25 protein-coding genes are annotated in these 26364 nt (G+C 56.3%); 16 read left to right on the top strand and 9 right to left on the bottom strand.

Annotation, left to right across the window (positions count from 1 at the left end; all coding sequences use genetic code 11):
* The first annotated feature begins 70 nt into the window (after positions 1-70).
* The 3 genes from ABLN87_RS00760 (at position 71) to ABLN87_RS00750 (ending at position 2457) form a co-directional block, all read left to right on the top strand.
* The gene (locus tag ABLN87_RS00760; protein ID WP_353006452.1) at positions 71-556 is read left to right on the top strand and encodes a lytic transglycosylase domain-containing protein; all 486 of its coding nucleotides are present in this window, start codon (positions 71-73) and stop codon (positions 554-556) included.
* 237 nt (positions 557-793) lie between these two features.
* On the top strand, positions 794-1495 hold the full coding sequence (locus ABLN87_RS00755) for a LuxR family transcriptional regulator (protein WP_353006449.1): 702 nt from the start codon (positions 794-796) through the stop codon (positions 1493-1495).
* A 107-nt stretch (positions 1496-1602) separates the two neighbouring features.
* Positions 1603-2457, top strand: a complete 855-nt coding sequence (locus ABLN87_RS00750; RefSeq protein ID WP_170530606.1) for an acyl-homoserine-lactone synthase — start codon at positions 1603-1605, stop codon at positions 2455-2457.
* Between the two features lie 101 nt (positions 2458-2558).
* On the opposite strand, the gene tig is transcribed toward ABLN87_RS00750, so the two are convergent.
* The 3 genes from tig to ABLN87_RS00735 form a co-directional block, all read right to left on the bottom strand.
* Complete coding sequence (tig, locus tag ABLN87_RS00745) at positions 2559-3890, bottom strand: trigger factor (protein WP_353006445.1); 1332 nt, start codon at positions 3888-3890, stop codon at positions 2559-2561.
* A gap of 185 nt (positions 3891-4075) precedes the next feature.
* Positions 4076-5200: a porin gene (locus ABLN87_RS00740; RefSeq protein WP_353006442.1), complete on the bottom strand. Its 1125-nt coding sequence runs from the start codon at positions 5198-5200 to the stop codon at positions 4076-4078.
* A gap of 296 nt (positions 5201-5496) precedes the next feature.
* A complete protein-coding gene (locus tag ABLN87_RS00735; RefSeq protein WP_353006439.1) occupies positions 5497-7149 on the bottom strand; it encodes an NAD(P)H-hydrate dehydratase in 1653 nt (550 codons plus the stop codon).
* A 169-nt stretch (positions 7150-7318) separates the two neighbouring features.
* Here ABLN87_RS00735 and ABLN87_RS00730 point away from each other — a divergent pair, with 169 nt between their 5' ends.
* The 5 genes from ABLN87_RS00730 (at position 7319) to ABLN87_RS00710 (ending at position 11826) form a co-directional block, all read left to right on the top strand.
* Positions 7319-7657 (top strand): P-II family nitrogen regulator, encoded by a 339-nt coding sequence (locus ABLN87_RS00730; protein ID WP_050602105.1) that lies wholly within the window; start codon positions 7319-7321, stop codon positions 7655-7657.
* A gap of 33 nt (positions 7658-7690) precedes the next feature.
* Positions 7691-9097: a type I glutamate--ammonia ligase gene (gene glnA / locus ABLN87_RS00725; protein ID WP_170530610.1), complete on the top strand. Its 1407-nt coding sequence runs from the start codon at positions 7691-7693 to the stop codon at positions 9095-9097.
* A gap of 106 nt (positions 9098-9203) precedes the next feature.
* Complete coding sequence (locus ABLN87_RS00720) at positions 9204-9848, top strand: MSMEG_1061 family FMN-dependent PPOX-type flavoprotein (RefSeq protein WP_353006435.1); 645 nt, start codon at positions 9204-9206, stop codon at positions 9846-9848.
* A gap of 63 nt (positions 9849-9911) precedes the next feature.
* A complete protein-coding gene (locus ABLN87_RS00715; RefSeq protein WP_353006432.1) occupies positions 9912-10703 on the top strand; it encodes a lytic murein transglycosylase in 792 nt (263 codons plus the stop codon).
* A 199-nt stretch (positions 10704-10902) separates the two neighbouring features.
* Complete coding sequence (locus tag ABLN87_RS00710) at positions 10903-11826, top strand: hypothetical protein (RefSeq protein ID WP_353006429.1); 924 nt, start codon at positions 10903-10905, stop codon at positions 11824-11826.
* 36 nt (positions 11827-11862) lie between these two features.
* Here ABLN87_RS00710 and ABLN87_RS00705 read toward each other — a convergent pair whose 3' ends face one another.
* A complete protein-coding gene (locus tag ABLN87_RS00705) occupies positions 11863-12606 on the bottom strand; it encodes a heme-dependent oxidative N-demethylase family protein (RefSeq protein WP_353006426.1) in 744 nt (247 codons plus the stop codon).
* Positions 12607-12729: 123 nt separating this feature from the next.
* Between ABLN87_RS00705 and dddP the strand changes: the two genes are divergently transcribed.
* Complete coding sequence (dddP, locus tag ABLN87_RS00700) at positions 12730-14070, top strand: dimethylsulfonioproprionate lyase DddP (RefSeq protein WP_353006424.1); 1341 nt, start codon at positions 12730-12732, stop codon at positions 14068-14070.
* Positions 14071-14078: 8 nt separating this feature from the next.
* Here dddP and ABLN87_RS00695 read toward each other — a convergent pair whose 3' ends face one another.
* The gene (locus ABLN87_RS00695; RefSeq protein ID WP_353006421.1) at positions 14079-14273 is read right to left on the bottom strand and encodes a hypothetical protein; all 195 of its coding nucleotides are present in this window, start codon (positions 14271-14273) and stop codon (positions 14079-14081) included.
* Between the two features lie 250 nt (positions 14274-14523).
* Here ABLN87_RS00695 and ABLN87_RS00690 point away from each other — a divergent pair, with 250 nt between their 5' ends.
* Positions 14524-15741 carry a bifunctional alpha/beta hydrolase/OsmC family protein gene (locus tag ABLN87_RS00690; protein WP_353006418.1) on the top strand — a complete coding sequence of 406 codons (1218 nt, stop codon included), beginning with the start codon at positions 14524-14526 and terminating at the stop codon, positions 15739-15741.
* 50 nt (positions 15742-15791) lie between these two features.
* The gene (locus ABLN87_RS00685) at positions 15792-16601 is read left to right on the top strand and encodes a glycosyl transferase (protein ID WP_353006415.1); all 810 of its coding nucleotides are present in this window, start codon (positions 15792-15794) and stop codon (positions 16599-16601) included.
* A 99-nt stretch (positions 16602-16700) separates the two neighbouring features.
* Here the strand turns inward: ABLN87_RS00685 and ABLN87_RS00680 are convergent, their stop codons facing one another.
* The 3 genes from ABLN87_RS00680 to ABLN87_RS00670 form a co-directional block, all read right to left on the bottom strand.
* The gene (locus ABLN87_RS00680) at positions 16701-17288 is read right to left on the bottom strand and encodes a biotin transporter BioY (RefSeq protein ID WP_353006412.1); all 588 of its coding nucleotides are present in this window, start codon (positions 17286-17288) and stop codon (positions 16701-16703) included.
* A 75-nt stretch (positions 17289-17363) separates the two neighbouring features.
* Positions 17364-17786, bottom strand: coding sequence for a DUF6314 family protein (locus tag ABLN87_RS00675; protein ID WP_353006409.1), 423 nt, complete (start codon positions 17784-17786; stop codon positions 17364-17366).
* Positions 17783-18115: a hypothetical protein gene (locus ABLN87_RS00670; protein WP_353006406.1), complete on the bottom strand. Its 333-nt coding sequence runs from the start codon at positions 18113-18115 to the stop codon at positions 17783-17785. Before ABLN87_RS00670 ends, ABLN87_RS00675 begins: the two co-directional genes overlap by 4 nt.
* 89 nt (positions 18116-18204) lie before the next feature.
* On the opposite strand from ABLN87_RS00670, the gene purB reads away from it, so the two are divergent.
* The 4 genes from purB (at position 18205) to ABLN87_RS00650 (ending at position 22719) form a co-directional block, all read left to right on the top strand.
* Positions 18205-19509 carry an adenylosuccinate lyase gene (purB, locus tag ABLN87_RS00665; protein ID WP_353006404.1) on the top strand — a complete coding sequence of 435 codons (1305 nt, stop codon included), beginning with the start codon at positions 18205-18207 and terminating at the stop codon, positions 19507-19509.
* Between the two features lie 370 nt (positions 19510-19879).
* Positions 19880-20419, top strand: coding sequence for a tetratricopeptide repeat protein (locus ABLN87_RS00660; protein ID WP_353006402.1), 540 nt, complete (start codon positions 19880-19882; stop codon positions 20417-20419).
* A 155-nt stretch (positions 20420-20574) separates the two neighbouring features.
* Positions 20575-21666, top strand: a complete 1092-nt coding sequence (locus ABLN87_RS00655; RefSeq protein WP_417750372.1) for a flagellar motor switch protein FliG — start codon at positions 20575-20577, stop codon at positions 21664-21666.
* A 129-nt stretch (positions 21667-21795) separates the two neighbouring features.
* Positions 21796-22719 carry a lysophospholipid acyltransferase family protein gene (locus ABLN87_RS00650; protein ID WP_353006400.1) on the top strand — a complete coding sequence of 308 codons (924 nt, stop codon included), beginning with the start codon at positions 21796-21798 and terminating at the stop codon, positions 22717-22719.
* Here ABLN87_RS00650 and ABLN87_RS00645 read toward each other — a convergent pair whose 3' ends face one another.
* Complete coding sequence (locus ABLN87_RS00645; protein WP_353006398.1) at positions 22720-23421, bottom strand: DUF1223 domain-containing protein; 702 nt, start codon at positions 23419-23421, stop codon at positions 22720-22722.
* A gap of 226 nt (positions 23422-23647) precedes the next feature.
* Between ABLN87_RS00645 and acnA the strand changes: the two genes are divergently transcribed.
* Positions 23648-26338 (top strand): aconitate hydratase AcnA, encoded by a 2691-nt coding sequence (gene acnA, locus ABLN87_RS00640; protein WP_353006396.1) that lies wholly within the window; start codon positions 23648-23650, stop codon positions 26336-26338.
* The last annotated feature ends 26 nt before the right edge of the window (positions 26339-26364 follow it).

Below are 26364 nucleotides of genomic sequence, written 5' to 3'. Positions count from 1 at the left end.
AAATTCACGGATATGGTTGCGACACCCAATGCGATCCATATCATCGCGCTTCTGAGCTTGGAGTACATAAATGGCAGTCTTCTCCCGCCGTGGCCTCATCACGTTGATCGCAATCTCGGCTCTAAACGCATGTAGCGGCGCCGAGGTATCGCGAAACGACACCGAAGCGTTCGATCCTCCGCTCTACCCCAATGAAACGCCAGAACTGCGTGCATCGATCAACAATTGGGCCGATCATTACGACCTGCCCCGCGAACTCGTGCACAAGCTGGCGATCCGTGAAAGTACGCACAGACCGTGGGCTGTAAACCGACCGTATTACGGACTGTTGCAGATTCTGCCGGCCACAGCGCGCTCAATGGGCTATCAGGGCGACGCTCAGGGCCTATTGGACGCAGATACCAATCTGGAGTTCGCAGGGAAGTACCTACGGGGCGCATGGCTGCTATCCGATGGTGACCAGCAACGGGCGATTTTCCTGTACGCCAAAGGCTTCTATCCCGAAGCAAAAGCGCGCGGAATGCTGGTTGAAACAGGCCTGAGACCTGGCCCCTGACACCATACCAAATCCAGGACAACGCCTGTGGATTTGGAATTTGGTTATAGTGATATAAATGTTCTAGTCTACGCAAGTAATACTCAAATGTGCAGACAATTGGCACCTCGCCTTGTCATATTCCCGAAAGTATGTTGTCCTTTCCGATGTGAGGTAATTTGGGTTCCGCTCTAAGTTTACTACTGGTCCGAAGACACCATCGGGCCTGTGGGATGGGCCGCAGTTGGTAGACGCCGCATGGAAATTGTTGATCTGAGCACTCTGCCGGATGCAGAAACTCGGTATACCGAGTTTCTGAAACAAGTGTGCGAAAAGCATGATATGGATCATGCCGCCTATGCAGGCATGAACCCTGCGTCTGGCACGGTTGCGGGCTTTGTAACCTATGATGATGCTTGGACCGAACATTACCAGAACCAGGGTCTGATCATGATCGACCCCACGATCCACATGGCCCGTCGCAGTATCGCACCCGTGGATTGGAGCCGGTTGGAACGCGGCCCTGAATTCCAGCGCATGTTCAATGATGCCAGTGAATTTGGCATATCAAACCAAGGTGTTACGATACCAGTCCGGGGGCCGTTCGGGGATATCGGATTGCTGAGCGCCTCGCGCGACTGCAGCAAGGAAGAGTGGCGCAAGCTCTACACCCATGTGATTGGCGACTTGCAATCCATGGCTGTACATATTCACGACCATGTCGTGTCTTCTGATGAGGTTACAAGTGCGCTCTACCATCCCAACCTTTCGACACGTGAAGTCGAGATTCTACAATGGGTTGCAGCGGGGAAATCGCAACAGGATATCGGCGATATCCTGTCGATTTCACATCGCACGGTTGAGGTTCATCTGCGATCTAGCCGCGAGAAACTCAGCGCATTAACAACGCCACAAGCGGTTGGTCGCGCCATTGCCATCGGCCTCATTACGCCTAGTTAACCACAAAAAACCCCAAATTCTGCCAAAATACGGGAAACCCCCAATAGAAAACCCCCGGCAAAACGGTAACGTCTAGTTTACCGAACAACCACTCGAAGGGGGAAAAAATGATTGTTGTTGTTGATGGGCTGAACAGACACCTGTTCGGCGAAGTTCTCGACGAAATGTATGAACTGCGCGCACGCGTTTTCGGCGGGCGCCTTGGATGGGACGTAAAGATCGAAGACGGGAAAGAGATCGACGAATTCGATCATCTGGACCCGGCATATGTGATCGGACTCGACGACGGGGGGAATGTCGTCGCAGCCGTGCGTGCCCTACAGACCACCGGACCTCACATGCTGGCTGATGTTTTCTCAGCCATTCTCGACGGAGAGGCTCCGATCCGCAGCGCAAGAATGTGGGAATCCACACGCTTCTGTGTCGACACTCAAAGGCTCAGCCGCGGGAAAGAGAAAAACTCGGTCTCTTATGCGACCTGCGAATTGATGATTGGCTCGCTTGAATACGCCAAGAATGCTGGCATGGAAGACATCATCACTGTCATTGATCCGGTTATGGACCGGGTTCTGAAACGCTCGAATTGCGCGCCTTACGACTATGTGGGCAAAACCGTTCCGATGGGCAAAGTGTCGGCTCTGGCCGCACTGCTGGATTGTACTGACGAACGTATCCAAGGCATTCGCGAATTCGCCGGTATCCACGAGGACGTGTTCCTGGAAGAAGAAGAGGCTCTGGCCCTGTTCAACTCGAAAAAAGCCATCGAGAAGCAACCCGCGAACCGCGATCACAAACCGCTCACGGATCTTGAGAAATACTTTGTCGAGCAGATGAGCGCAGCGCGCACCGAAGAGGAACGTCAAGATGTTCTTCGGTTGATTGAGACGCTGACCGATACCTTCACGCCAGAGCAAAGACATGCTCTGCTAGATACCCCCCGTGCTTTTGCTCATGAGGCCTGACCCCCTCACCTCATAATACAAAAGCCACCCACGCGGAGCCGCCCTGTTCAAAGGCGGCTCCGCTCTATTACAGCCCCCCACAAAAGGGGGGGGGAAGAGGATTATTCCTCTTCCAGTGCCTCAACGGCTTTTTGCAGATCGTCCTTGCTGACTTCTTTGTCCGCAACTGTCGCCAGTTCGAACACGTAGTCGACAACCTTGTCTTCGAAGATTGGCGCGCGCAGCTGCTGCTGCATCTGAGCGTTCTGCTGCACGAACTCAAAGAACTGACGTTCCTGACCCGGGTACTGACGCGCCTGGTTCATGATCGCCTGAGTCATCTCCGCATCGGTCACCTCAACCTCGGCTTTCTGGCCCAGCTCGGCCAGCAACAGGCCCAGACGCACGCGGCGTTCGGCCAGCTTGTTGTGCTCGTCGGTCGGCTCAATCTCGCCATGGTCGTGGCCTTCCACATCCGGGTTTTCTTCGTGGAACAGCTGATGCGCGATCTGCTTGGCCTCGGCCTCAACTAGCGACGGGGGCAGGTCAAACGAGACTTTCTCGTCCAGCACATCCAGCAGGCCGCGCTTCATAACAGCGCGCGAGGCGCCAGCATATTCAGCTTCCAGACGCTCAGAAATCTGACCTTTCAAGGCTTCCAGATCTTCAGCACCGAATTTCTTGGCCAGCTCGTCATTCAGTTCAGCGGCAACCGGTTCTTTCACTTCTTTGATTGTGCAGCTGAAAACCGCATCTTTACCGGCCAGGTGTTCCGCACCGTATTCCTCGGGGAAAGTGACGTTCACGTCCTTTTCTTCTTCGGCCTTCACGCCGACCAGCTGCTCTTCGAAACCCGGGATAAAGCTGTTCGAGCCCAGAACCAGCGGGTAATCCTCGGCCGAGCCGCCTTCGAACTCTTCGCCATCGACCTTGCCGACAAAATCAAACACGATCTGGTCGCCGTCCTTGGCTTTCGAACCCTTGCGGCGCGCTTTGAAGTCCTGCGCGGTTTCCGCCAGGTTGTTCAGCGCTTCTTCGACCGCTGCATCATCGGCTTTGACAACCAGCTTTTCCAGCTCGACCGACTTCAGGTCAACCTCGGGGATCGCTGGCAGGGCTTCGTAGGACATCGCAACTTCGACATCGTCGCCTTCTTTCCAGTCCTCGTTGGTCATCTTGACCTCAGGCTGCAGCGCAGGGCGGTCGCCACTGTCTTCAAAGTGCTTGTTCATCGCACCGTCGATGGTTTCCTGCATGGCTTCACCCAACAGACGCTGGCCAAACTGCTTCTTCAGCAGCGCCATCGGCACCTTGCCTTTGCGGAAACCTTTCATTTCGACCTCGGGCTGCGCTTCGGTCAGTTTTTCGTTGACCTTATCGTCCAGCTCAGCTGCGGTCACAACGATGTTGTAGCCGCGTTTCAGACCTTCGTTCAGCGTCTCGGTAACCTGCATTATGGTAGTCCCCATAGGATTCGGGGCGCGCAACACGGGCGCGCCGGGCAAATTTGACGCCTTCTATTTGCACAGCCGCCCGCGTGCAAGGGGTCAAAGGGCCGATCACCCCGGTTTTAGGGTGTCTGCAACGAAAAAACGCTCAGTATCAAAGCGGGGCCAGTGCATTCCTTCAGAACGTGCTTTTAGAACCGCCAGCGCGCGCCCAAAACCCAAGCCGCATTCTTGTCGAACGAAGTCCCGTCATCAAAATCGTGATTGCGGTATTTCAGGTAGGCATCGGTATTGATGCTGTCGATCCGCTGAACCACAGCGATCCCCCAGGCCTGGGTACTAGAACCGTCGGTCTCGAAGTCCGAGCCGTCATAGTAGTCAATACCGACACCGGTTTTTCCCCATGCAATCCAATCGCCTTCATATGACAGCTTCCCATACCAGAAACTGGGATCCGAGACGCCAGCCTCATCCTCATCCCGGGTACCAGCCGCGAATGTAACGCCTAACCCGCTGGGCAACAGAACCGAGGCGGATCCGATCGTATCCTTGCGGTCTCCGGAATTGTCATCACGCGACCGCACGGCATAGGCCAGCGCGGCTTTGAACTCAGCACCACCAGCAAAGGTGGACTGATATCCAAGGCTGATATCGTAGTAGTCATCATCATCACTACTGGACAGAATGTTCTGACCATAGGCGATGGCGGCTAAAAACCCGTTGAAATCTGGCGTGTCATAGCGAATGCGACCACGCCGGGACCCATCGAAGTTACTGCTGCTGTCTCCTATTGTGATGTCACTGAGAACGCCATCAGTGCCACGATAGAAGAAGCTGGAATTCTCATCATTGGTAAAGGAATAAAGTGCCGTACCGACATAGGTCAGGTCCACCTCAGCCGCCCCGTCCGAGGCCATGCTGCCCTGTCCGGCCGAGAATTTACCCCATCCCCCCTTCAGCGCGAAATCCACATGTCGGATATCCTCACGCGACCACCCATCACTGTTGGTGCCAAACTGATCAGCTGATGCCGATCCGGGCAAACCTAACCCGGTTTCAAACCGGAACGTGAATTCGTTGGTCCCGAAGGGCTGCATCAGACGCAGGCCAACCCGGCTGTTGGACAGATCATTGTCCAGCACGCGGGTTTCGGTTTCCTGCCCATCGTCGACCGAGATCAGCGCCGGGTTGAACTGACCGTACAGTTCGACATAACCGCCACTGTTGTTTTCATACTTCAATTCGGCGATTGCCGAGGTCGCAGTGGCTGTAACCACAATGGCGGCAGCGGATGTTGGTTTGAAATAAGAGTTCATATCAATCACCATCAATGGCTTAGGTTTTGGTACCGCCCAGACAATCACAAAAACATGTGTTTTCGTGATGCAGGTTCCGGGTCGCCCGCCGTCGATTCAGCTGCCAAATCCCACAGATGTGGGCATAAATATTGTTTTGAGCACTAGCTTGGAATTGCGTGGTGTCTCTTTTGATCCACCAAGGCAAGTTTGCACCTTTGCGGTGGCTCATGCAAATCCCAGGCATCGCTCAGCGACCGGCGACACTATAAAACCGCTATTTCTTGGCGGTCTCGGCCAAAACCCGCTAATTGCCTTCACGTCTCCAGTGTCCGAAACACGGCCGGCAGTTGCTCAGGCAAGTCCTCGGCGACCAGGCCCGGCCCGAACTGTCGGGCACATTCCACATGAAGCCAGGCTGCGCTTTCAGCAGCCTGCATCGGGCCGAAACCGCGTGCAAGCAAACCAGTGATAAACCCGGCCAAGACATCGCCTGACCCAGCTGTTGCCAGCCAAGGGGCCCCGCGTTCATAAACCGCGGCATTGATAGAACACTGCCCGTCCGGGTTTGCGATCACCGTGTCTGGTCCTTTAAACAGCACAATGCACCCTGCCCGTTGAGCGGCCTCTCGCGTCGCATCAACCTTGGAATAGGCCGGACCTTTGATTGGCACAGCGTTTAGTTTTTCCGAGATGTCCGGAAACAAACGCGCAAACTCGCCCCCATGAGGGGTCAGTACACAGTTCTTGTGCAGTTGCGCGAACAGTGCAACAGGGTCATCTGCAAAAGCGGTCAAAGCATCCGCGTCCAAAACCGTTGCGCGCCCAGCTTCCAAGGCAACCGGCACGAGTTCGCGCGCACGGTCCAAACCCAAACCGGGGCCAAGGCACAAGGCATTCAGCCGTTCGTCCTGCAACACCTCAGACAACCCATCTGCGCCTTCAACCCGCTGCAACATGATCGCCGTCACTTGCGCCGCAACCTCCATCTGCGCCGAGGGAGGTACACCCAGCGTCGCCAGCCCTGCCCCAATCCGCAAAGGCGCCCGCGCCGCCAACCGGGCTGCGCCTGTTTTGCCGGGACCGCCGGACAGGATCAGTGCATGGCCGTGGGAGTATTTGTGAGACGACGCAGACTTGGTGAGCTCTCGAGTTTCTGAAAACACATCGCAATCCGAGTCCAGATCGATTTCGATCAACTGCACCGGATCAGAAGCTCTCTCAGACAATCCTTTTCTTTCAAGACCAATGGATTTGACGACGACTTTTCCGCAAACATCAGGCCCCATTCCAAGAACATGGCCATCCTTTAATGCGTTAAACGAAACGGTCAATTCTGCACGATAACTGTGACCAATTTGCTTTCCGCTATCCGAACACAAGCCCGAAGGAACATCGACTGCCACACGTTTGACATTCTCATGAGAGATCAGGTTTTGCATAAGTAAATCAAACTCGAAAGTGCTTTTGGAAAGCGGCTTTGAAAGTCCGGTACCGAACACAGCATCCACGAAAACCGTTGGAACCTCTGCCTTCGAAAAAACATCGATCAGCTTAAGGCAAGTATCAGTTGGCAACTTTGATGGGGGATTTGCCTCTCCGATGCTTATCCACCGCTCATAGTTCATCCGCGCATCCGGTGGCAATTTAAGGGGATCGCCATACAGAAAAACCTCAACCTCCCATCCCCGCTCTCGCAACAACCGCGCGACAACAAACCCGTCACCGCCATTGTTCCCCGGCCCACACAACACCACGGCACGCAGGGGATCCTCTTCATCTGGCCCCAAATATCCCGGGGAGCTCGAGGGGCTGGCCCCTCGATCCGTCAACTCCGGCCATTCCTCAAAGATCGCCTCAACAACGCCCTGCCCGGCACGCTCCATCAACTCCAGCCCGGTGACTTTACCGGACTCGATGGCCGCCTGTTCAATCGCCCGCATCTGCGCCGCCGTCAGCAATTCCACCATCTCGAACCCTCATGCGATTCAATTGTGATTACTTTTTGTGCAAGTTGCACAAAACTTAACCCGCCGCCAAGATTCCATCCATCCGAAACAGGCCAAATCCGCAATCACATTGCCCCCCTGATTTAGACGTGATCACTGCGGGTCTGACAACCATGCGAGGTGAGCCGGGATGAAAAAGATCGAAGCGATCATCAAGCCGTTCAAACTGGACGAAGTGAAAGAGGCATTGCAGGACGTCGGCGTCCAGGGCCTCAGCGTGATCGAGGTTAAGGGCTTTGGCCGCCAGAAAGGTCACACGGAACTGTACCGTGGTGCTGAATATGTGGTCGACTTCCTGCCCAAAGTGAAGGTCGAGGTGGTGCTGGACGACGATCAGGTCGACGCCGCCATCGAAGCCATCGTTTCGGCCGCAAAAACCGACAAGATCGGCGACGGTAAGATCTTTGTCTCGCCCGTTGAACAAGCCATCCGCATCCGTACCGGCGAGACCGGCTCGGACGCGCTGTAACACACCCATCTTCAAACCAGAGGAATAGATAGTATGAGCAAGGACGCAGTTCTTCAGCTGATCCGCGATGAAGACGCAGAATATGTCGACATCCGCTTTACCGACCCGCGCGGCAAACTTCAGCACGTGACCGTTATGGCCGATCAGGTTGACGAAGACTTCCTCGAAGAAGGCTTCATGTTCGACGGGTCATCCATCGCGGGCTGGAAATCAATCGAAGCATCTGACATGAAACTGATGCCCGATACTGACAGCGCTTATGTCGATCCGTTCTATGCGGAAAAGACCATCTGCCTGCACTGCTCGGTTGTGGAGCCCGATACTGGTGAAGCGTATGAGCGCGACCCGCGTGGCACCGCTGAAAAAGCCGAAGCCTACCTGAAATCTTCGGGCATCGGTGATGTGGCCTATATGGGCCCCGAGGCCGAATTCTTCCTGTTTGACGATGTCCGCTTCTCGAACAGCATCAACAAGGTTTCCTACGAAGTGGATGCCACCGACGCGTCCTGGAACACTGACACTGAGTACGAAATGGGCAACATGGGCCATCGTCCGGGCGTCAAGGGCGGTTACTTCCCGGTCAACCCAATTGATGAAAGCCAGGACCTGCGTTCGGAAATGCTGTCGACCATGAAACGTCTGGGCATGAAGGTCGACAAGCACCACCACGAGGTTGCCTCGTGCCAGCACGAGCTGGGTCTGATCTTTGACAGCCTGACCAAGCAAGCCGACGAGCTGCAGAAGTACAAGTATGTCATCCACAACGTGGCACATGCCTACGGCAAATCGGCCACCTTCATGCCGAAGCCGATCGCAGGTGACAACGGCACCGGTATGCATGTGAACATGTCGATCTGGAAAGACGGCAAGCCTCTGTTCGCTGGCGACAAATACGCCGATCTGTCGGACGAAGCGCTGTACTTCATCGGCGGTGTTCTGAAGCACGCCAAGACCCTGAACGCCTTCACCAACCCGTCGACCAACAGCTACAAACGTCTGATCCCGGGTTTTGAGGCCCCTGTTCTGCGCGCCTACTCGGCCCGTAACCGTTCGGGCTGTGTCCGTATTCCGTGGACCGAAAGCCCGAAGGCCAAGCGGGTCGAGGCTCGCTTCCCGGATCCGGCTGCGAACCCCTACCTGGCGTTTGCTGCGCTGCTGATGGCTGGTCTGGACGGCATCAAGAACAAGATCGATCCGGGCGAGGCCATGGATAAGAACTTGTACGATCTGCCTGCCGAAGAACTGGCCGACATTCCAACCGTTTGCGGTTCGCTGCGCGAGGCTCTGGAAGCTCTGGCATCCGATCACGACTTCCTGCTGCAGGGCGACGTGTTCACCAAAGACCAGATCGACGGCTACATCGCGCTGAAGATGGAAGAGGTCGAAACCTACGAGCACACGCCGCACCCGGTAGAATACGGCATGTACTACAGCTGCTGATCCGGCACTGGGTTACATCTATCTGCAAGGGCGTCCATTCGGGCGCCCTTGTTTCGTTTGGCGTGATCTTTCAAACTGGCCGCCAAAACAGGTTGGGAGAGAGCATATGTCATCCGATGACCCGTTCGCGCAATTCACAGATTATGTGACCTCGATAGAACAGCTGGAAGGTATCACCGGCGCGCCATTGCCTCAGATCATCGCAAAGGAACTGCCGGCTCTGGATCAGATGTGCAGGGACTTCGTCGACAGGTCCACCTTCTGCTTGATCGCATCTGCCAACCCGGACGGGTATCTTGATATCTCGCCGCGTGGCGACCCCGAAGGGTTCGTGCATGTCATCTCTGACAACTTGCTTGCCATCCCTGACCGCCCCGGCAACAAGCGCGTCGATACCTTTCACAACGTTCTGAAAGACCCACGCGTCAGTGTGATCTTCTTTGTCCCCGGAAAGATCGAGACGCTGCGCCTTCGCGGCACCGCGCGTATCTGTGCGGATGAGACGCTTTTGGGCCCCATGGCCGTCAACGGAAAAGCGCCCAAACTGGGGCTGCTGGTCCATGTCGACACCGCCTTTGCCCACTGCCCCAAATGCGTCATCCGCGCCAACCTCTGGCAGCCGGAGAATTGGCCAGACTCCTCAGACCTGCCAAACATGAACGCGATGATGGTCAAACACGCCAAGATCGGCAAAACGCCTGATGAATGGTTCGAAGACCTCCAGCAAGCAGGCGAGTTGGACCTGTATTAAAGCCTTTGCCTTGGAACGGTTGGCGTTTAGCCTTGGTGCAGATTGTACAAAGGAATTGACTTGATGTTGCGCATTCTAAGCCTCACGCTCGCCCTGTCTGCACCGACGCTTGGCCTTGCGGCCCCTTGCGGAAATACCAGTGCCGGGTTCGACGCCTGGAAAGCCGATTTCACCAAAGAGGCCAGAAAGGCAGGAGTGAAAAAGAAGGGCCTTCAAGCGCTGGCACAGACGCAATATGCCACCAGAACGATCGCTGCGGACCGAAATCAGAAGAGTTTCAGATACTCGCTGGACAAATTCATGCGCGTGCGCGGGGCAGACACGATTGTGGCCCAAGGGCGCAAGCGCAAAGCCCGGAACCCGCAGTTTTACGCTGCGCTTGAACAGCAATACGGCGTGCCAGCAGGCGTTCTGATTGCCATCCACGGCATGGAAACCGGCTTTGGCAATTTCATGGGCGACAGCCAAGTCGTGTCAGCAATAACCACTCTGGCCTATGATTGTCGCCGATCCGAGTTCTTCGTTCCCCATGCAATTGGGGCACTGAAACTGGTCGATCAGGGCAGTATCACCATGGCGACAAAAGGGGCAAAACATGGCGAGCTGGGCCATACCCAGTTCCTGCCGGGCAATGCTCTAAAATACGGTGTGGATGCCACTGGGGATCGCCGCGTGGATTTTTACAACCTGACGGATGCAATGGCCTCAACCGCCAATTTCCTGCGCAAAAAAGGGTGGAAACCGGGGCGCGGCTATCAGCCGGGGCAGCCCAATTTCGCTGTTATCGAACAGTGGAACGCGGCCACGGTTTACCAGCAATCCATCGCCATCATGGCCGCCCGAATCGACCAATAGCCCAGTCATGTGCGCAACACGTGATTTACGCAATTTCGCCACAATGTCGCCACAGCGGTCGCAAAAACCCCTTATTTTATTGGTTTCCAAAGCGTAATCAATCATTGGATTTTTCGATTTTTTTGCACTTTTCGTCAAATTCTACCCAAAAACGGTTGTTAACCTTTCATTTACAACGAAAGCGACAAAGGAAACTCCCGTGGCTCAGAACCGCAGTTATCATGGCGGCCTGCAATTCGATGGCGACGCCGATGGCGCAATCGAACGGTTTAGTTCGATCGTCGCGACAACACTTCAGGATTACGGTCACCTGATCGAGCGCAAAGCGATGCTGAATCACACAGAGGCCAGCATCGTCTCAAGCCAGTACCTTGTGCGCTTGACGCTTAAGCGCGAGGCCGCGAACGCGGACACCCATCATGACCGCCTGGATCGGGTGGTGGGGCTGAAAACAGCACCGCGTCGTCGCATTGCTACACGCCCGCAGAACAGGATGCAGATCATTGTCTCGCCAGTCTCTCCTGTACTGGACGATCCTGAGATTTCAGAACTGATGCTCGCGGTCATGTTATATCGCATGGTCGATATCTGCTCGACCCGTCGCGTCGAATGGCTATCGCCGCGCACTGTTTTGACGCTCGAACAGTTCATGAGTGCGTTTGACACTTTGGCGCCTGGGAAATCCCGAGACAGAAAACAGATTTTCCAATCAATATCCGGCCAATTCGCGGGTGTGGACATACCCGAGCCCGACGAACAGATCGCGGTCTCGAACCCGTCTGCCCGCCCGATCCAGCTGACCGATGACCAGCTACTGAGCATCGCGTTTCGCGCGGATGAGACGCTGGAGCCGCCATCAAACGAAAACAAACCTTTTGAGCAGATCCAAGACAATACCGAAGACGAAGACCGCCCAAGCGACATCCTGCGTCTTAGCAGTTGGTGTGTAACCGGCGTGATCGCCAGCGTTTCCATGCCCATCGCCTGTTCGATGGCAGCCGTCAATCTGATCCGGGGTGAAGATTTCCGGCTCAACACGCAGGTTCTGGTCTTTTCCTCTGCCATCGTAGCGCTGAATGCCAGCAATGCCTTTGCCGACGTGGCCAACGTCCTGGGCATGTAAAAGAATTACCGAAGACCCTCCTTGGAGGCCCCGCCATCAGGCGGGGTTTTCCATTTCTGACAGGCTGTTTGCAGCCAGAACATAAGTGTGGATCGAAAAAACAACCGCCCCGGTGTGCGGCAAACGCAGCAAGGTTTGGCGCTCGCTACGTAGATACGAGGTTGTCCCCTCCTCGGGCTTTTCACGCGGGGTGCTGGCACTGCGGGGCTGGTAAAGCTCGGGGTCTTCATACCAAAGCGCATTGAAGCGCCACAGCGGGCGATCAGGCTTTATCCCATCAAACAGACGCTGCACGCGCCGCGCAATGTTGTCATCATAGCTGTCAACGGGGATATGAATATCCACCAAAGGCCGCATGAATTTTTCCGACAGGCGCCAGCTGGCCGGAAAGCACAGAACCGCACCTGTTAGAACGTGTTCGTTCCCATGCTTTTGAAGGATGCAGAAATCCTCTTGCACCAGCAAGCAGAGCGTATCCATCGGTCGTGCCGTATCAATTTCAACGCGCACCCCATCAGGCCGCACTACGTGATCAGTCGCATCGGGGTAAGCCGTTGCCAGAAGCAGCGCCAACAACTCCTGCGCGGCCTCTTCTGCCTGCGGGTCCAGCGCCAGCACATCGTCACGACGTTCACTCAGCAGCGCCGCGCGTCTATTCATCTGCGCCGCAAAGGCATCATCCTGATACAGCCAATCCTGCATCTGTGTCGGCTGGATGCCCGGCAAGGCGCGTAAGTCCGTCGGATCGTAAGGAATTTTCTTTTGCAGGATCACGCTCATAAAAACCAGCTATCATTGAATTTCCCGAATGTCGGTCAAAAAACGACAAGCGGGCGGTCGCAATCTTCTGCGACGTCTTTCGACCGTCTCAACAAGATTGCCTCAATCTGAGGGAGGCGCGTTGTGAATCAACACTATCGGGATACCCGTAAAATCGACCCAACTCGTGGCGAAACGCTGGGCGATGGCACACCGAATGACAACGACAGAATCGAGATCGGACCCACCCAGCTGGCCTTTGACGAATGGTCAGCCGCAGGGCTCGCGCTGCCCAATCTGGACCAGATGCGCGCATTTCGGTGGAAACGCCTAACCCAGGCTATCGTAGATCGCGGTTATGGTGGTTTGCTGATTTTCGATCCGCTGAACATCCGTTACGCGACCGACAGCACCAATATGCAGCTATGGAACACCCACAACCCATTTCGTGCGGTCCTGCTGTGTGCCGATGGCTATATGGTGATCTGGGACTACAAGAACTCCCCTTTCCTCTCCACATTCAATCCTCTGGTCCGCGAACAGCGATCGGGCGCGGATTTGTTTTACTTTGACCGCGGCGACAAGGTGGATGTGGCGGCCGATGTGTTCTCGAACGAGGTGCGGGTGCTGATCGAGGAGCATGGCGGCGGCAACAAACGGCTGGCCGTCGACAAAATCATGCTGCATGGGCTGCGCGCGCTTGAGGCACAGGGTTTTGAGATCATGGAAGGCGAAGAGCTGACCGAGAAAACCCGCGCTATCAAAGGACCCGATGAAATCCTGGCCATGCGCTGTGCCAGCCATGCCTGTGAGACCGCCGTGGCCGAGATGGAGGCCTTTGCCCGCGCCAATGTGGGTGATGGAAAGACATCGGAAGATGACATCTGGGCCGTTCTGCATGCCGAAAACATCCGCCGCGGTGGTGAATGGATCGAGACACGTCTGCTGGCGTCGGGCCAACGCACAAACCCCTGGTTCCAGGAATGTGGTCCCCGGATCACGCAGCAGAATGAGATCATCGCATTTGACACCGATCTGATCGGATCCTACGGGATTTGCATCGATATTTCACGCACTTGGTGGATCGGGGATCAGAAACCGCGTGCCGACATGATCTATGCGATGCAACATGCCCATGAGCATATCATGACCAATATGGAGATGCTGAAACCCGGCGTCATGATCCCCGAATTGACAGCGAATTCGCACCGGCTGGATGATAAGTTTCAGGCCCAGAAATACGGCTGCCTGATGCACGGCGTAGGCCTGTGCGATGAATGGCCACTGGTCGCCTACCCGGACAAGGCGGTTGCAGGGGCTTATGACTATCCGCTGGAACCCGGCATGGTTTTGTGTGTCGAGGCCGCGGTTGGCGAGGTGGGCGGCGATTTCTCGATCAAGTTGGAAGATCAGGTTCTCATAACCGAAGATGGTTATGAAAACCTGACGCGATATCCGTTCGATGCCCAGCTTAAGGGGCTGTAGTAACCCGGTTAGTCAGGCCAGGTCGACCGCCGCACGTTGCCATGCCAGTCTTCGACGGGCTGGCTGATTGTACCAGAACGCTCATTCTCGCTAAGTGGCAAAGACTGGCCCAGCGCAAACCCCAAGACGACGGCCAGAATAAGTGCGACCAGCCGTTCCATGCCAACCCAGGGTGCATTTGGCTTTGCTGCAATATCTACCATGTTTCCCTCCGGCTATGGTTTCGATAGCGGGAAGATGGGTCTTTATGTGAAATAATTAAAACGAATGTTTGAATGACTATACATCACAAAACGGAATGAATGGCTTATCTTCCCGTTTCGATGGCGGACCACAAACCCGTCGCCAACCTTACGGCAGTCCCTCACCTTACCGTGACGCCTTTGACATATAGGTTGTGGCAGGCCCTGCATGATCGCAATATTGCAAACGCCCCCAATGGAAGGAGCCGAAATGCCCACGGAACGCATCACCTTTGCCGGTCATGATGGCGGTCAACTTGCCGCTCGGCTGGATTTACCCGATGGTCCGGTTCTGGCGACGGCCCTGTTTGCCCATTGCTTCACCTGTTCCAAAGATATCCCTGCCGCGCGCCGTATCTCAGCCCGATTGGCGGCAATGGGGATCGCAGTGCTTCGGTTCGACTTTACAGGGCTGGGGCATTCCGAGGGCGAGTTTTCCAACACCACTTTCACATCGAATGTCGAAGACCTGATTGCGGCGGCGACCTATCTGGCTGGCCGAAACATGGCCCCAGCCCTGCTGATTGGCCATTCACTAGGGGGAGCCGCTGTGCTGCGCGCCCGCGCGGGTATCCCATCGGTCAAAGCGGTGGTCACGCTGGGGGCCCCTGCTGATCCCAGCCATGTTTCGCACCATTTCGAACAGGCTTTGACCGAGATACAGCAGGAAGGCAGCGCCGAGGTCTCGCTGGGTGGTCGACCGTTCCGCATTGGCAAAGCCTTTGTAGACGACATTGCTGAGACGGCCCTGACACCCTCAGTGGCAGAGTTGAAAGCCGCCTTATTGATCCTTCATGCACCCTTGGATGAAACCGTCAGCATCGACAACGCCAGCACCCTCTTTCTGGCCGCCAAGCATCCCAAGAGCTTTGTGACACTTGATGACGCCGATCACTTGATCACCCGTGCCGCAGATGCGGAGTATGCGGCGGATGTTATCGCTGCATGGGTATCGCGATACGTGCCTCTGCGGCCTCCGGCCCCGCCTCCAGGCGCGCCCGAGGGCGTTATTCGCGTGACCGAAGCAGACCCGGATGGGTTTTTGCAGGATATTCAGGCCGGACCGCGCCATCATGCCGTAGCGGATGAACCTGTCTCATATGGCGGTACGGATCGCGGCATGTCGCCTTATGGGTTCGTTTCGTCCGGGCTTGGGGCCTGCACCTCGATGACCATTCGCATGTATGCGCGACGCAAACGGTGGCCCCTGACCGGGATCAGTGTGGATGTCTGTCATGACAAAGTTCATGCACAGGATGCAGGGCTGGCAAACGAAGGCAAAGTGGATCAGTTCAACCGGAAAATCCGATTGCAGGGCCCATTGACCCGGGAACAAAAAGAACGGCTGCTGGAAATTGCCGACAAATGCCCGGTGCACAGAACGCTGGAAGGCTCGGCACTCGTCACGACCATACTGATTGACAACTGATTGGAATAGCTGCCACAAGGCCGCTTTATTGTGCAGTGAGCGGCAGGCGCATGGACAAACAGATCGTTTGCATAAACTGGGGCACGCGCTACGGTGCCCCCTATATCAACCGCCTGTACCGGATGGTCTGCGCCAACACGACGCCGCCCTTCCGTTTTGTCGCCTTTACAGACACGCGCGACGGGGTCGACCCGGGCGTTGAGTGCTTTGACTTGCCCGAAATGCCGGGGTTCATGCCCGAACGCACCATCGGCCAATGGCCGAAATCCAGGCTTTGGGCTGCTGAACTGGCCGATCTAAAGGGGCCATTTCTGTTCCTGGATCTGGATGTTGCGATCACGGGCTCTTTGGACCCGTTCTTTGAGTTTGGTGCTCCTCAGGATGTCGTCCTGGCGCGCAACGTGGCCAAGCCTCTAAACCGGCTGGGTCAAACCTCAATCTACCGCATGCCTGTTGGTGCCCTTGCATCGCTTCAGGATGTCTTTGCGGCTGACCCTCAGGGCGTGGCCGACAAGTACCGGTTCGAGCAGCATTTCGTCACGAAAAATGCACCAAACGGTATAAAGTTCTGGCCGACCGGATGGGTGCGTCATTTCCGGATCGAGTGCATTCCAACTTTCCCACTGAACTACTTCAAAGACACGCGCCCACCCAAAGGCACCCGCGTGGTCATCTTTGCCGGGTCGCTGAACCCGCCGGACGCGATCAAAGGGCAGTATAACGACGCGGTTCCGCACCTGTCCCCGAAACAGCATATCCTGCGGGCGCTCAGGTCAAAGCACAAACTCCGCGCGATGCGACAGTACTTTCGACCTGCGAACTGGGTGGCCCGGATCTGGGATCAGGCCGAAGGCAACTAGTTTCGACCCGCTTTCGTAATCCAAGCAAAATCTCAAAAACAAAAAACCGCGCCGAATCTCTCCGGCGCGGGTCATTCAGATTGAAAATGGCAATCGCGGTTAGCCGCGCGCGTTTCCAACCAGTTTCCAAACCGCAGGGATTAGCAGCGCAGCCAAAGCCAGCTTGATCGCATCCCCTGCCAGGAACGGTGTCAGACCCCATTCAAGGATAGGCTTATCCCAACCATACAGTTGGCCCAGCCACAGCAGGCCAGGAACATAGATCAGCACGTTGGCCAAAAGCAGTGCGAATGCCAGTTTGCCAACCGACCGGTCCCAACCACGTGCGGCCAAGGCGCCCAGCATGACGGTGGCCAGCAGATAGCCAACCAGATAGCCGCCCGTGCCGCCCATCATGTAGGTCAGGCCAAATTTCTCAGCCGACGAACCGGCAAAAACGTCAAAGCCCAAAGCACCGACCAGCAGATAGCCCATCATTGTGATCAGACCCAGGCGCGCGCCATAGGCTGTGCCGATGGTCAGAACGGCAAAGGTACCCATTGTCATCGGGACCGGCCACATTGGCACTTTGATCTTTGCGGCGATAGCCAGAGCTGCGACACCCAAGACAACCAGAGCCACCTGCTTGACGCGCAGCGCCGTCCCTTCGCGCGGGCCAAATGCATTGGCCAAAACGTTTGCGTTCATCTCATATCTCCACGTTCGGATTTATTTGCACCTGCAGCAATGCCTGTTCTGGGCGTCTGCTGCAAGATGATTACGCTATCGCAGCGTGTATTTGGTCTCCATTTCATAAGATTTTCGCGGTCCAGACACGGTCCAACGGACTGTCCAGATCGGCCATCCCGAGAAATCGTAATCTGCATCATAGCTGTCAGGGGCACAATCGTGATGGTCGGTCACCGTGGTTTCGCCAAGTTTCAGCGTATGAAAATACCGCCCATCGTCAAAATGAATGGCAATGCGATCCCCATCTAGCCGCCATAGATAGCGACGGGTGCCCTTCATCGGTGGCTGACCCGGAACACGCACCGTCACCTCTTCGCTATAGGTCAAACCGTTGGCATCTGGCACTAGATCAGCGCGGCCATCGGCCTGCACAGTCTGCCCGGCCTTGTTGTCCCTGATTTTTCGCGTCAGAAGCCAGGTTCCGGCGAAATCCTTCAAATCGCCCGGCAGGATCATTCCGCAAACACGCCATCTGTTGCGCTGCCCGCGTCATCAATAAACCGGATCGTCTGACCGTTTTGTTGAACGTCGTAACAGGCCCACAAGTCCGACGGCGGCCAGAGCGAACAATAGCGATTATCCCGAACGGCCCACCGACCCGCGCTGGGTCCGCCCGAGAAGTACTGCGTCAGCATCGAGCCCTCGAAGGTTTGCCAGACACCGCCGCCATAATCCAACTTTCGCTCCGTCAATGCCGCCAGTATTTCCGGGCCTGACAGCTCTCTGAACTCGCTCGCTGCCAAAACACCTGGCCAGATCGCTAGAATCAGGGCAAACCGTCTCATATTTGCACTCTCGTCTTGTTCCTGTGGCTGCTCAGGTTTAAACCCCGCGACATCACCCACTGCCCAATCACAATAAGGCGATGCTGCCAATGATTCCACGTTATTCCCGCCCCGATATGGTCGCCATCTGGTCGCCTGAATCCAAATTCCGCATTTGGTACGAGATCGAGGCTCATGCCTGCGACGCCATGGCCGATCTGGGCGTGATCCCGCGTGAGAACGCCGACGCGGTGTGGAAAGCCAAAGACGTGGAATTTGACGTGGCCCGGATTGACGAGATCGAGGCCGTCACCAAGCACGACGTCATCGCCTTCCTGACCCACCTGGCTGAACATGTCGGCAGCGAAGAGGCACGTTTTGTGCATCAGGGCATGACATCATCGGATGTGCTGGACACCTGTCTCAACGTGCAACTAACCCGTGCCGCCGACATTCTGATCGCAGATCTCGAAGGTCTGCTGGCGGCCCTGAAACGCCGCGCGATCGAGCACAAACATACCGTCCGCATTGGCCGCAGCCACGGTATCCATGCCGAACCGACCACCATGGGACTGACCTTCGCCCGCTTCTACGCCGAGATGGACCGCAACCTGTCCCGCATGCGCGACGCCCGTGCAGAAATCGCCACCGGCGCGATCAGCGGCGCGGTGGGTACCTTCGCCAATGTCGATCCGCGTGTCGAGGAACATGTCTGCGATCAGTTGGGTCTGGTGCCAGAGCCGATCAGCACGCAGGTCATCCCGCGCGACCGTCACGCGGCGTTCTTTGCTACGCTGGGCGTCATCGCCAGCAGCATCGAAAACATCGCCATCGAAATTCGCCACATGCAGCGGACCGAAGTTCTGGAAGGCGCCGAATTCTTCTCGATGGGCCAAAAAGGCTCCTCGGCCATGCCGCACAAGAAGAACCCGGTTCTGACCGAGAATCTGACCGGTCTGGCCCGCATGGTGCGCGCGGCTGTGATCCCGGCGATGGAGAATGTGGCGCTGTGGCATGAACGCGATATCTCGCATTCCTCGGTCGAACGCATGATCGGGCCCGATGCTACGATCACACTGGATTTTGCACTGGCCCGGCTAACGGGTGTGATCGACAAGATGCTGATCTTCCCCGAGAACATGCTGGAAAACATGAACAAATTCCCCGGGCTGGTCATGAGCCAGCGCGTTCTGCTTGCCCTGACCCAAGCCGGTGTCAGCCGCGAAGATGCCTATGCCATGGTTCAGCGCAACGCGCTGAAGGTCTGGGAACATCGGACCGACTTCAAAGAAGAACTACTGGCAGACGCCGATGTCACCGCTGCGCTGAGCGCCGAGGAAATCGAAGAGAAGTTCGACCTCGGCTATCACACCAAACATGTCGATACGATTTTCGAGCGAGTGTTTGGCGAATAAGCGCCTGCGATAACTCAGAAAAAGCCCGGCTAGCCTGATGCTGGCCGGGCTTTTTGATGAATCCACGGGAATCGGGTAGTCTGGTGGCGATACTTCCGCGAAGAGGACAGATCATGATCAGAACCGTATTATGCTCAATCGCACTTGTTTGCATGGCCTCAGCCAGCCTGGCCTGTAGCGGCCATAGCAAGCAAACCCAATCCTGTATCGAAGGGACAACCTGGGACCAGGAAACCCAAAGCTGCCTGAAAATCATCAACAGCTGAAAAATTTCTTTCCTGTTTGTGAATAAACGCGACCGATCCGGTGTTAGCTTTTTGGAAGATCACACTATGATTTCAAGAAGCAGACCTGAGAACGGAGTCGAATAATGCGCCTTGTCCTAGCATCCGCAATCGCGTTTCAAGCCTTTGCCTTTGCCCCCGCTGTCCACGCCGCAGGCGGCGACAGCAATCCGCCCAAACCCACGAACACAACCAAGAAGTGCCTGTTCGGCCGGGTGTATGACGAAGCGGCCGGTAGATGCGTAAAGCCGGACAAAAACAAGTTCTCGGATGATCAGCTTTATGACGCCGTTCGTGAACTGGCCTATGATGGCCAGTACAAAAACGCTCAGGGTATTCTGCGGATCATGGATCAGGCCGATGACCGTGTTCAGACCTATTGGGGCTTTACCTACCGCAAGATGGGTGAGCTTGAGCTGGCGAACCTGTTCTATGAAAAGGCCATCGCGGCCAACCCCGATAATATTCTGGCCCGCAGCTATATGGGTCAGGGGTTCGTAGCCGAAGGCAAAACCGATCTGGCCATTGAGCAGTGGCGCGAGATCAAGGCCCGCGGCGGAGAAGGTACCTGGGCAGAGGCCTCGTTGCGCGAGGCGATCCAGACCGGGCTGACATACAGCTATTAAGACCTTTGAACAGCGGCACATCGCCAGCTTTCCGGATATGCAAAAAGCATCAGCCGGGGCTGGCGATGGGTTTGTTTTAGTGCATTGGGCTTCAGCCTTTCTTTACCCAACTCTATCTATGCTGACTGCGGAACTGAATTTGGCTCGGCAGGCACATGCAGGATACAAACGCACTGATAAAAATGGCTCCGGGGGCGACGCCACCCGCGGGCACTGAAAGCAGCGCTGCCAAGATCGTCCCCAGATCGCTGAGCAGTTTGCAAAAAGCCGCCGTTGTCGTGCGGCTGCTGCTAAATGAAGGCGCGGATATCCCGCTGGAGGAGCTGCCAGACGATCTGCAGGAACGGCTTACGCATCAGCTTGGCCAGATGGGGTTGGTGGATCGGGTCACACTGGACTCCGTGGCGCAAGAGTTTGGGGATGCGCTCGATAACATCGGACTGTCCTTTCCCCATGGGCTGGCCGGCGCGCTGGATGCCATAAACGGTAAGATTGCCCCTGCGACGGCTGCACGCTTGCGCAAGGTTGCCGGTGTTCGCCAGATCGGGGATCCTTGGCAGCGTTTGCGGGAAATTCCAACCGAAGAACTGGCAGACTTGGCACAAGCCGAAAGCACCGAGGTGGCCGCTGTCATGCTGTCCAAGCTCGATACGGCGCAGGCCGCGCAGCTTTTGGGGCACCTGCCCGGTCCGGTCGCGCGACGCATCACCTACGCGATATCAAAGACCGCCAGCGTCACACCCGAAGCGGTAGAGCGTATCGGCTGGTCGCTGGCCTCACAACTGGATCAACGTCCGGCCCAAGCGTTCAGCGATGGCCCGGGCGCGCGTGTCGGGGCAATCCTGAACCAATCCGCTGCCGCAACCCGCGACGGTTTGCTGGATGCTCTGGATGCGGAAGATGCCGATTTCGCCAGCGTTGTTCGTCAGTCCATCTTTACCTTTGCGCATATACAGACCCGTATTCAGGCACGCGATATCCCAGCGGTGCTGCGCGAGGTTGAACAACCGGTTCTGATCACCGCCTTGGCGGGCGCTGCTGCAGATGATGACAAGGCATCGGTTGAGTTTCTGTTGTCGAACATCTCCGCCCGAATGGCCGATAACCTGCGCGAAGAAATGGCCGAGCGCGGGCGGGTCAAACAGGCTGAGGCCGAAGACGCGATGACTCAAATCGTTGGCGCCGTGCGCACACTGGTTGATGCAGGCACGATCGTTCTGGTCGAAACCGAGGAGGAAGAAGATTAGATCCTTCGCTTGCTGCTTCTCAAGGTCAAACCAACCTGTCTGGCGTCAACCGTGCTTGAACGCTTGAGATTGCAGGTCCTGACATATATGTCTGACCCCAAAATGCGCAAAACGCGGTGAGACGCTTTCATGCCCGTCGAAAAGTCAAGGCTCAGCCGAAGTGAGCTTGCGAAATACTATGTCGCCAATCTGTTCCTGAAGGCGGTCATCGGCGCGATGCGCCTGCTGCCTTACGAGCAGCGCATCCCCGCAATGGGCGCTATCGTCCGCGGTCTTGCCCCTATTGTCGGCTTTCGCCGACGGGTTCTGCGCAACCTGAACCTAACCTGCCCCGAACTTTCAGACGCCGAGGCGAGGAAGATCAGCAGCGACGTGTCTGACAATGCCGGGCGCGCAATTATGGAGCATTTTTCGCCCGAAGGGTTCATCGAACGTCAGAAACACGCAAAAATAAGCGGGCCCGGTATCGAAGCCTTTGACGCAGCGATTGCCGAAGGTCGCCCGGTCATGATGATCACAGCGCATTTCGGGCACTATCTGGCTGCACGCGTTGCATTGCAGCATCGCAACGACAAACCGATTGGCTGCCTGTATCGACGGATGGCAAATCCTTATTTCAACGACGCATATGTCGAAGCCTTCTACAAATCCGGCTCGCCCATGTTCGAACAGGGCCGGCGCGGCATGGTGGAAATGGTCAGGTCCCTCAAGAAGGGCGGCATCATCGCCATCGTCTCGGACCTGCATTCACAGGGTGGCGAACAGCTACAGTTTTTCGGCAAACCGGCGATCACATCGGTACTGAATGCTGAACTGGCGATAAAATACAAAGCCGTCTTGATCCCGTGCTACGCAGTTCGTCAACCCAACGGGCTGGATTTTGAGATCATTCTGCACGACCCCGTTCCGCACACGACTCCGCAAGAGATGACGCAGTTTACCAACAATGATCTGGAACAGATGGTTCGCCAGCATATGGGTCAGTGGTTCTGGATTCACCGCCGCTGGAAACACTGGAATGGCCTGGGTGTCAGCCTTGAGGAAATGCCCTGATCATTTCACATTGGCGGCGGCAACAATGGGTCCGTGTCCGACTTGTTGCACCAAAACGACGGCAGGGAATTCGGCGTTCAGAGGGGTCTCGAAACTCTGCGACGCTGTGCCATCCCATTGACCTGCGATCTGCCAGTTTTCAACAACGTTGGCATAGTCCAGGTCATGCCCGGCCAACTCACCCCGACGGATCGAGGCATGCCGCATCGGAGAATACTGAACCACCCGCACATCATAGACTTGCCCATAGGGCAATGCGACTGGGGTAACATCGACCAATATTGCATCCCCATCACGTCGGGCCTGAACCGAAGCCTGGGGCGTGGCCGCCAAATGCGACTCGATCAACTGGTTTAACTCGCCTGCTTTGGCGCCGACCACATCCTCTTGTCCGTTGATCACCATCTGAGGCGTATAGATCATCGACCGCCCACCCTGACGCGCATAGGCGCGCTGTCGCAACGTATGATCAGGATCTGCATATTCATCTTTCCAGCCGATATAGTCCCAATAGTCCACATGCAGCGCCAGACCGATCACATCGTCGCGTTTCGCGAGTTCGTGCATGATCCGGTCGGCTGGCGGGCATGACGAACACCCCTGCGAGGTAAACAGCTCAATCACAACCGGATCTTCTTCGGCCGCAGCATGGGTCGCGAGCAGAAGGGCAAGAACGGTTGTAACGACAGTGGCTTTAGACATCGGTAGGCCTTGGCTGGTTGGGCTGTTCAGAAGGTTTAGCTGCTTTGACGTTCAACCTCCAATCAAGGTTTCTTGAAACGCAGTAAGAATACACTTAGATCGCCGTGTACAATGGTATACAAAAATCAAATCAAAAGCGCTGATCACCCTTGAACCGACAGTGCTGGTGATGCAGATAAAGTGTAGCGACCCCATAATCCAAGTCATTTGAGAGGGAGGCCAACAGATGCCCATCAAAGTCGGACAGGACACCGCCAAGACCCGCCGCAGCCTGAGCGTGAATGGTAAATCCATTTCCTACTATTCGATCCCTGCGGCGCAACAGGCCGGTCTCGGCGATTTCTCGAACCTGCCTGCCGCGTTGAAAGTGGTGCTCGAAAACATGCTGCGGTTCGAGGATGAGGGTTTCTCGGTCTCGGTCGATGACATCAAGGCCTTTGCCGAATGGGGTGCGAATGGGGGTAAAAACCCACGAGAGATCGCTTATCGCCCTGCCCGCGTTTTGATGCAGGATTTCACCGGTGTTCCGGCGGTCGTCGACCTCGCCGCGATGCGCGACGGGATCAAAGGCCTGGGCGGTGACGCGCAGAAGATCAACCCGTTGAACCCAGTCGATCTGGTCATCGACCACTCGGTCATGATCGACGAGTTCGGCAACCCACGCGCCTTTCAGATGAATGTGGACCGCGAGTATGAACGCAACATGGAACGTTACCAGTTCCTGAAATGGGGTCAGACCGCGTTCAACAACTTCCGCGTTGTGCCCCCCGGTACTGGCATTTGCCACCAGGTGAACCTGGAATATCTGGCCCAGACTGTCTGGACCGATACCGACCAAACTGGGGAAGAGGTCGCCTACCCCGACACGCTGGTCGGCACCGACAGCCACACCACCATGGTCAATGGCATGGCCGTACTGGGCTGGGGCGTCGGCGGGATCGAGGCCGAGGCCGCGATGCTGGGTCAACCGATCTCGATGCTGATCCCCGAGGTTGTGGGCTTTGAGCTGACAGGGTCCATGATCGAAGGCACGACTGGCACGGACCTGGTTCTGAAAGTAGTCGAGATGCTGCGTGAAAAAGGCGTCGTCGGCAAATTTGTCGAATTCTACGGTGAAGGTCTGGACCATCTGCCGCTGGCAGATCGGGCGACCATAGCCAATATGGCACCTGAATACGGTGCGACCTGTGGCTTCTTCCCCATCGACGGAGAGACCCTGCGCTATATGCGGAATACAGGCCGCGACGAAGACCGCATTGCGCTGGTCGAAGCCTATGCCAAGGAAAACGGGTTCTGGCGCGGTTCGGATTACGCCCCGATCTACACCGATACATTGACGCTGGATATGGGCACCATCGTACCTGCGATTTCCGGCCCAAAACGTCCGCAGGACTATGTTGCGCTGACGGATGCCAAGGCCGCCTTCACAAAGGAAATGTCTGAGACGTTCAAACGCCCTATGGGCAAGGAAGTCGCCGTCAAAGGTGAAGACTACACGATGGAATCGGGCAAGGTCGTGATCGCCTCGATCACCTCCTGCACCAATACGTCGAACCCATATGTTATGATTGGTGCGGGTCTGGTGGCGCGTAAGGCAGCGGCTCTGGGTCTGGATCGCAAACCTTGGGTCAAGACCTCACTGGCGCCGGGATCGCAGGTTGTGTCGGCCTATCTTGAGGCTGCTGGTTTGCAGGACGATCTGGACAAGATTGGCTTTAACCTTGTGGGCTATGGCTGCACCACCTGTATCGGGAACTCGGGCCCAATTCAGAAGGAAATCAGCGAAGCCATTGCCGAAGGCGATCTGGTCGCCACGTCGGTTCTGTCGGGCAACCGCAACTTTGAGGGCCGCATCTCGCCTGATGTACGCGCCAATTATCTGGCCTCGCCACCGCTGGTCGTGATCTATGCGCTGGCCGGTACGCTGGATATTGACCTCACTTCGGACCCCATTGGTCAGGACAAGGATGGCAACGATGTCTACATGAAAGACCTCTGGCCCAGCCAGGCCGAGATTGCGGAACTGGTCGAGGCGACCGTGACCCGCGAAGCGTTCCAGTCTAAGTATGCGGACGTCTTCAAGGGCGACGAGAAATGGCAGAGCGTCGAGGTGCCGCAACAGGAAACCTATGACTGGCCGCCGACCTCGACCTATATCCAGAACCCGCCTTATTTCCAGGGTATGGGGGCCGAACCGGGCACCATCTCGAATATCGATGGGGCCAAGGTGCTATTGATCCTGGGGGACATGATCACCACCGATCATATCTCGCCCGCCGGATCGTTCGCGACCACCACCCCTGCCGGGAAGTATCTGATCGAACGGCAGGTGCAGCCGCGCGAGTTCAACTCATATGGATCACGACGCGGCAATCACGAGATCATGATGCGCGGTACCTTTGCCAATATCCGCGTCAAGAACGAGATGCTGGATGGCGTTGAAGGCGGGTACACGAAAGGGCCTGATGGCCAACAGACCTCGGTCTATGAGGCGTCGATGGCCTATCAGGAACAGGGCACGCCCTTGGTGGTATTTGGCGGTGAGCAATATGGCGCGGGCTCGTCCCGCGACTGGGCTGCCAAAGGGACCGCCTTGTTGGGTGTGAAGGCCGTGATCGCCGAAAGCTTTGAGCGCATCCATCGGTCAAATCTTGTTGGCATGGGTGTTATTCCGCTGGAATTCACGGGCGGGGACACACGCAAAACACTGGGCCTGAAAGGTGATGAGACAGTGTCGATTCATGGGTTGGATTCTGTCGAGCCGCTGCAAGAGGTACCCTGCACCATCACCTATGGCGATGGGTCCGAGAAGACCATTACTCTGAAATGCCGGATCGATACCGCGCCCGAGATCGAATACATCGAAAACGGCGGTGTGCTGCATTACGTGTTGCGGAACTTGGCAAAGGCCGGCTGAGATCGGATCGTACATGACCTTGAAGG

The sequence above is a fragment of the Ruegeria sp. SCP10 genome, from assembly GCF_040329495.1.
Classification (GTDB): domain Bacteria; phylum Pseudomonadota; class Alphaproteobacteria; order Rhodobacterales; family Rhodobacteraceae; genus Ruegeria.
This window is presented reverse-complemented; position numbering and strand designations above follow the sequence as displayed.

Excerpts from the sequence above, each read along its gene's own strand:
- ABLN87_RS00760 (WP_353006452.1), top strand. The coding sequence starts at position 71 with ATGGCAGTCTTCTCCCGCCGTGGCCTCATCACGTTGATCGCAATCTCG.
- ABLN87_RS00755 (WP_353006449.1), top strand. The coding sequence starts at position 794 with ATGGAAATTGTTGATCTGAGCACTCTGCCGGATGCAGAAACTCGGTAT.
- ABLN87_RS00750 (WP_170530606.1), top strand. The coding sequence starts at position 1,603 with ATGATTGTTGTTGTTGATGGGCTGAACAGACACCTGTTCGGCGAAGTT.
- tig (WP_353006445.1), bottom strand. The coding sequence starts at position 3,890 with ATGCAGGTTACCGAGACGCTGAACGAAGGTCTGAAACGCGGCTACAAC.
- ABLN87_RS00740 (WP_353006442.1), bottom strand. The coding sequence starts at position 5,200 with ATGAACTCTTATTTCAAACCAACATCCGCTGCCGCCATTGTGGTTACA.
- ABLN87_RS00735 (WP_353006439.1), bottom strand. The coding sequence starts at position 7,149 with ATGGTGGAATTGCTGACGGCGGCGCAGATGCGGGCGATTGAACAGGCG.
- ABLN87_RS00730 (WP_050602105.1), top strand. The coding sequence starts at position 7,319 with ATGAAAAAGATCGAAGCGATCATCAAGCCGTTCAAACTGGACGAAGTG.
- glnA (WP_170530610.1), top strand. The coding sequence starts at position 7,691 with ATGAGCAAGGACGCAGTTCTTCAGCTGATCCGCGATGAAGACGCAGAA.
- ABLN87_RS00720 (WP_353006435.1), top strand. The coding sequence starts at position 9,204 with ATGTCATCCGATGACCCGTTCGCGCAATTCACAGATTATGTGACCTCG.
- ABLN87_RS00715 (WP_353006432.1), top strand. The coding sequence starts at position 9,912 with ATGTTGCGCATTCTAAGCCTCACGCTCGCCCTGTCTGCACCGACGCTT.
- ABLN87_RS00705 (WP_353006426.1), bottom strand. The coding sequence starts at position 12,606 with ATGAGCGTGATCCTGCAAAAGAAAATTCCTTACGATCCGACGGACTTA.
- ABLN87_RS00695 (WP_353006421.1), bottom strand. The coding sequence starts at position 14,273 with ATGGTAGATATTGCAGCAAAGCCAAATGCACCCTGGGTTGGCATGGAA.
- ABLN87_RS00690 (WP_353006418.1), top strand. The coding sequence starts at position 14,524 with ATGCCCACGGAACGCATCACCTTTGCCGGTCATGATGGCGGTCAACTT.
- ABLN87_RS00685 (WP_353006415.1), top strand. The coding sequence starts at position 15,792 with ATGGACAAACAGATCGTTTGCATAAACTGGGGCACGCGCTACGGTGCC.
- ABLN87_RS00680 (WP_353006412.1), bottom strand. The coding sequence starts at position 17,288 with ATGAACGCAAACGTTTTGGCCAATGCATTTGGCCCGCGCGAAGGGACG.
- ABLN87_RS00675 (WP_353006409.1), bottom strand. The coding sequence starts at position 17,786 with ATGATCCTGCCGGGCGATTTGAAGGATTTCGCCGGAACCTGGCTTCTG.
- ABLN87_RS00670 (WP_353006406.1), bottom strand. The coding sequence starts at position 18,115 with ATGAGACGGTTTGCCCTGATTCTAGCGATCTGGCCAGGTGTTTTGGCA.
- purB (WP_353006404.1), top strand. The coding sequence starts at position 18,205 with ATGATTCCACGTTATTCCCGCCCCGATATGGTCGCCATCTGGTCGCCT.
- ABLN87_RS00660 (WP_353006402.1), top strand. The coding sequence starts at position 19,880 with ATGCGCCTTGTCCTAGCATCCGCAATCGCGTTTCAAGCCTTTGCCTTT.
- ABLN87_RS00655 (WP_417750372.1), top strand. The coding sequence starts at position 20,575 with ATGCAGGATACAAACGCACTGATAAAAATGGCTCCGGGGGCGACGCCA.
- ABLN87_RS00650 (WP_353006400.1), top strand. The coding sequence starts at position 21,796 with ATGCCCGTCGAAAAGTCAAGGCTCAGCCGAAGTGAGCTTGCGAAATAC.
- ABLN87_RS00645 (WP_353006398.1), bottom strand. The coding sequence starts at position 23,421 with ATGTCTAAAGCCACTGTCGTTACAACCGTTCTTGCCCTTCTGCTCGCG.
- acnA (WP_353006396.1), top strand. The coding sequence starts at position 23,648 with ATGCCCATCAAAGTCGGACAGGACACCGCCAAGACCCGCCGCAGCCTG.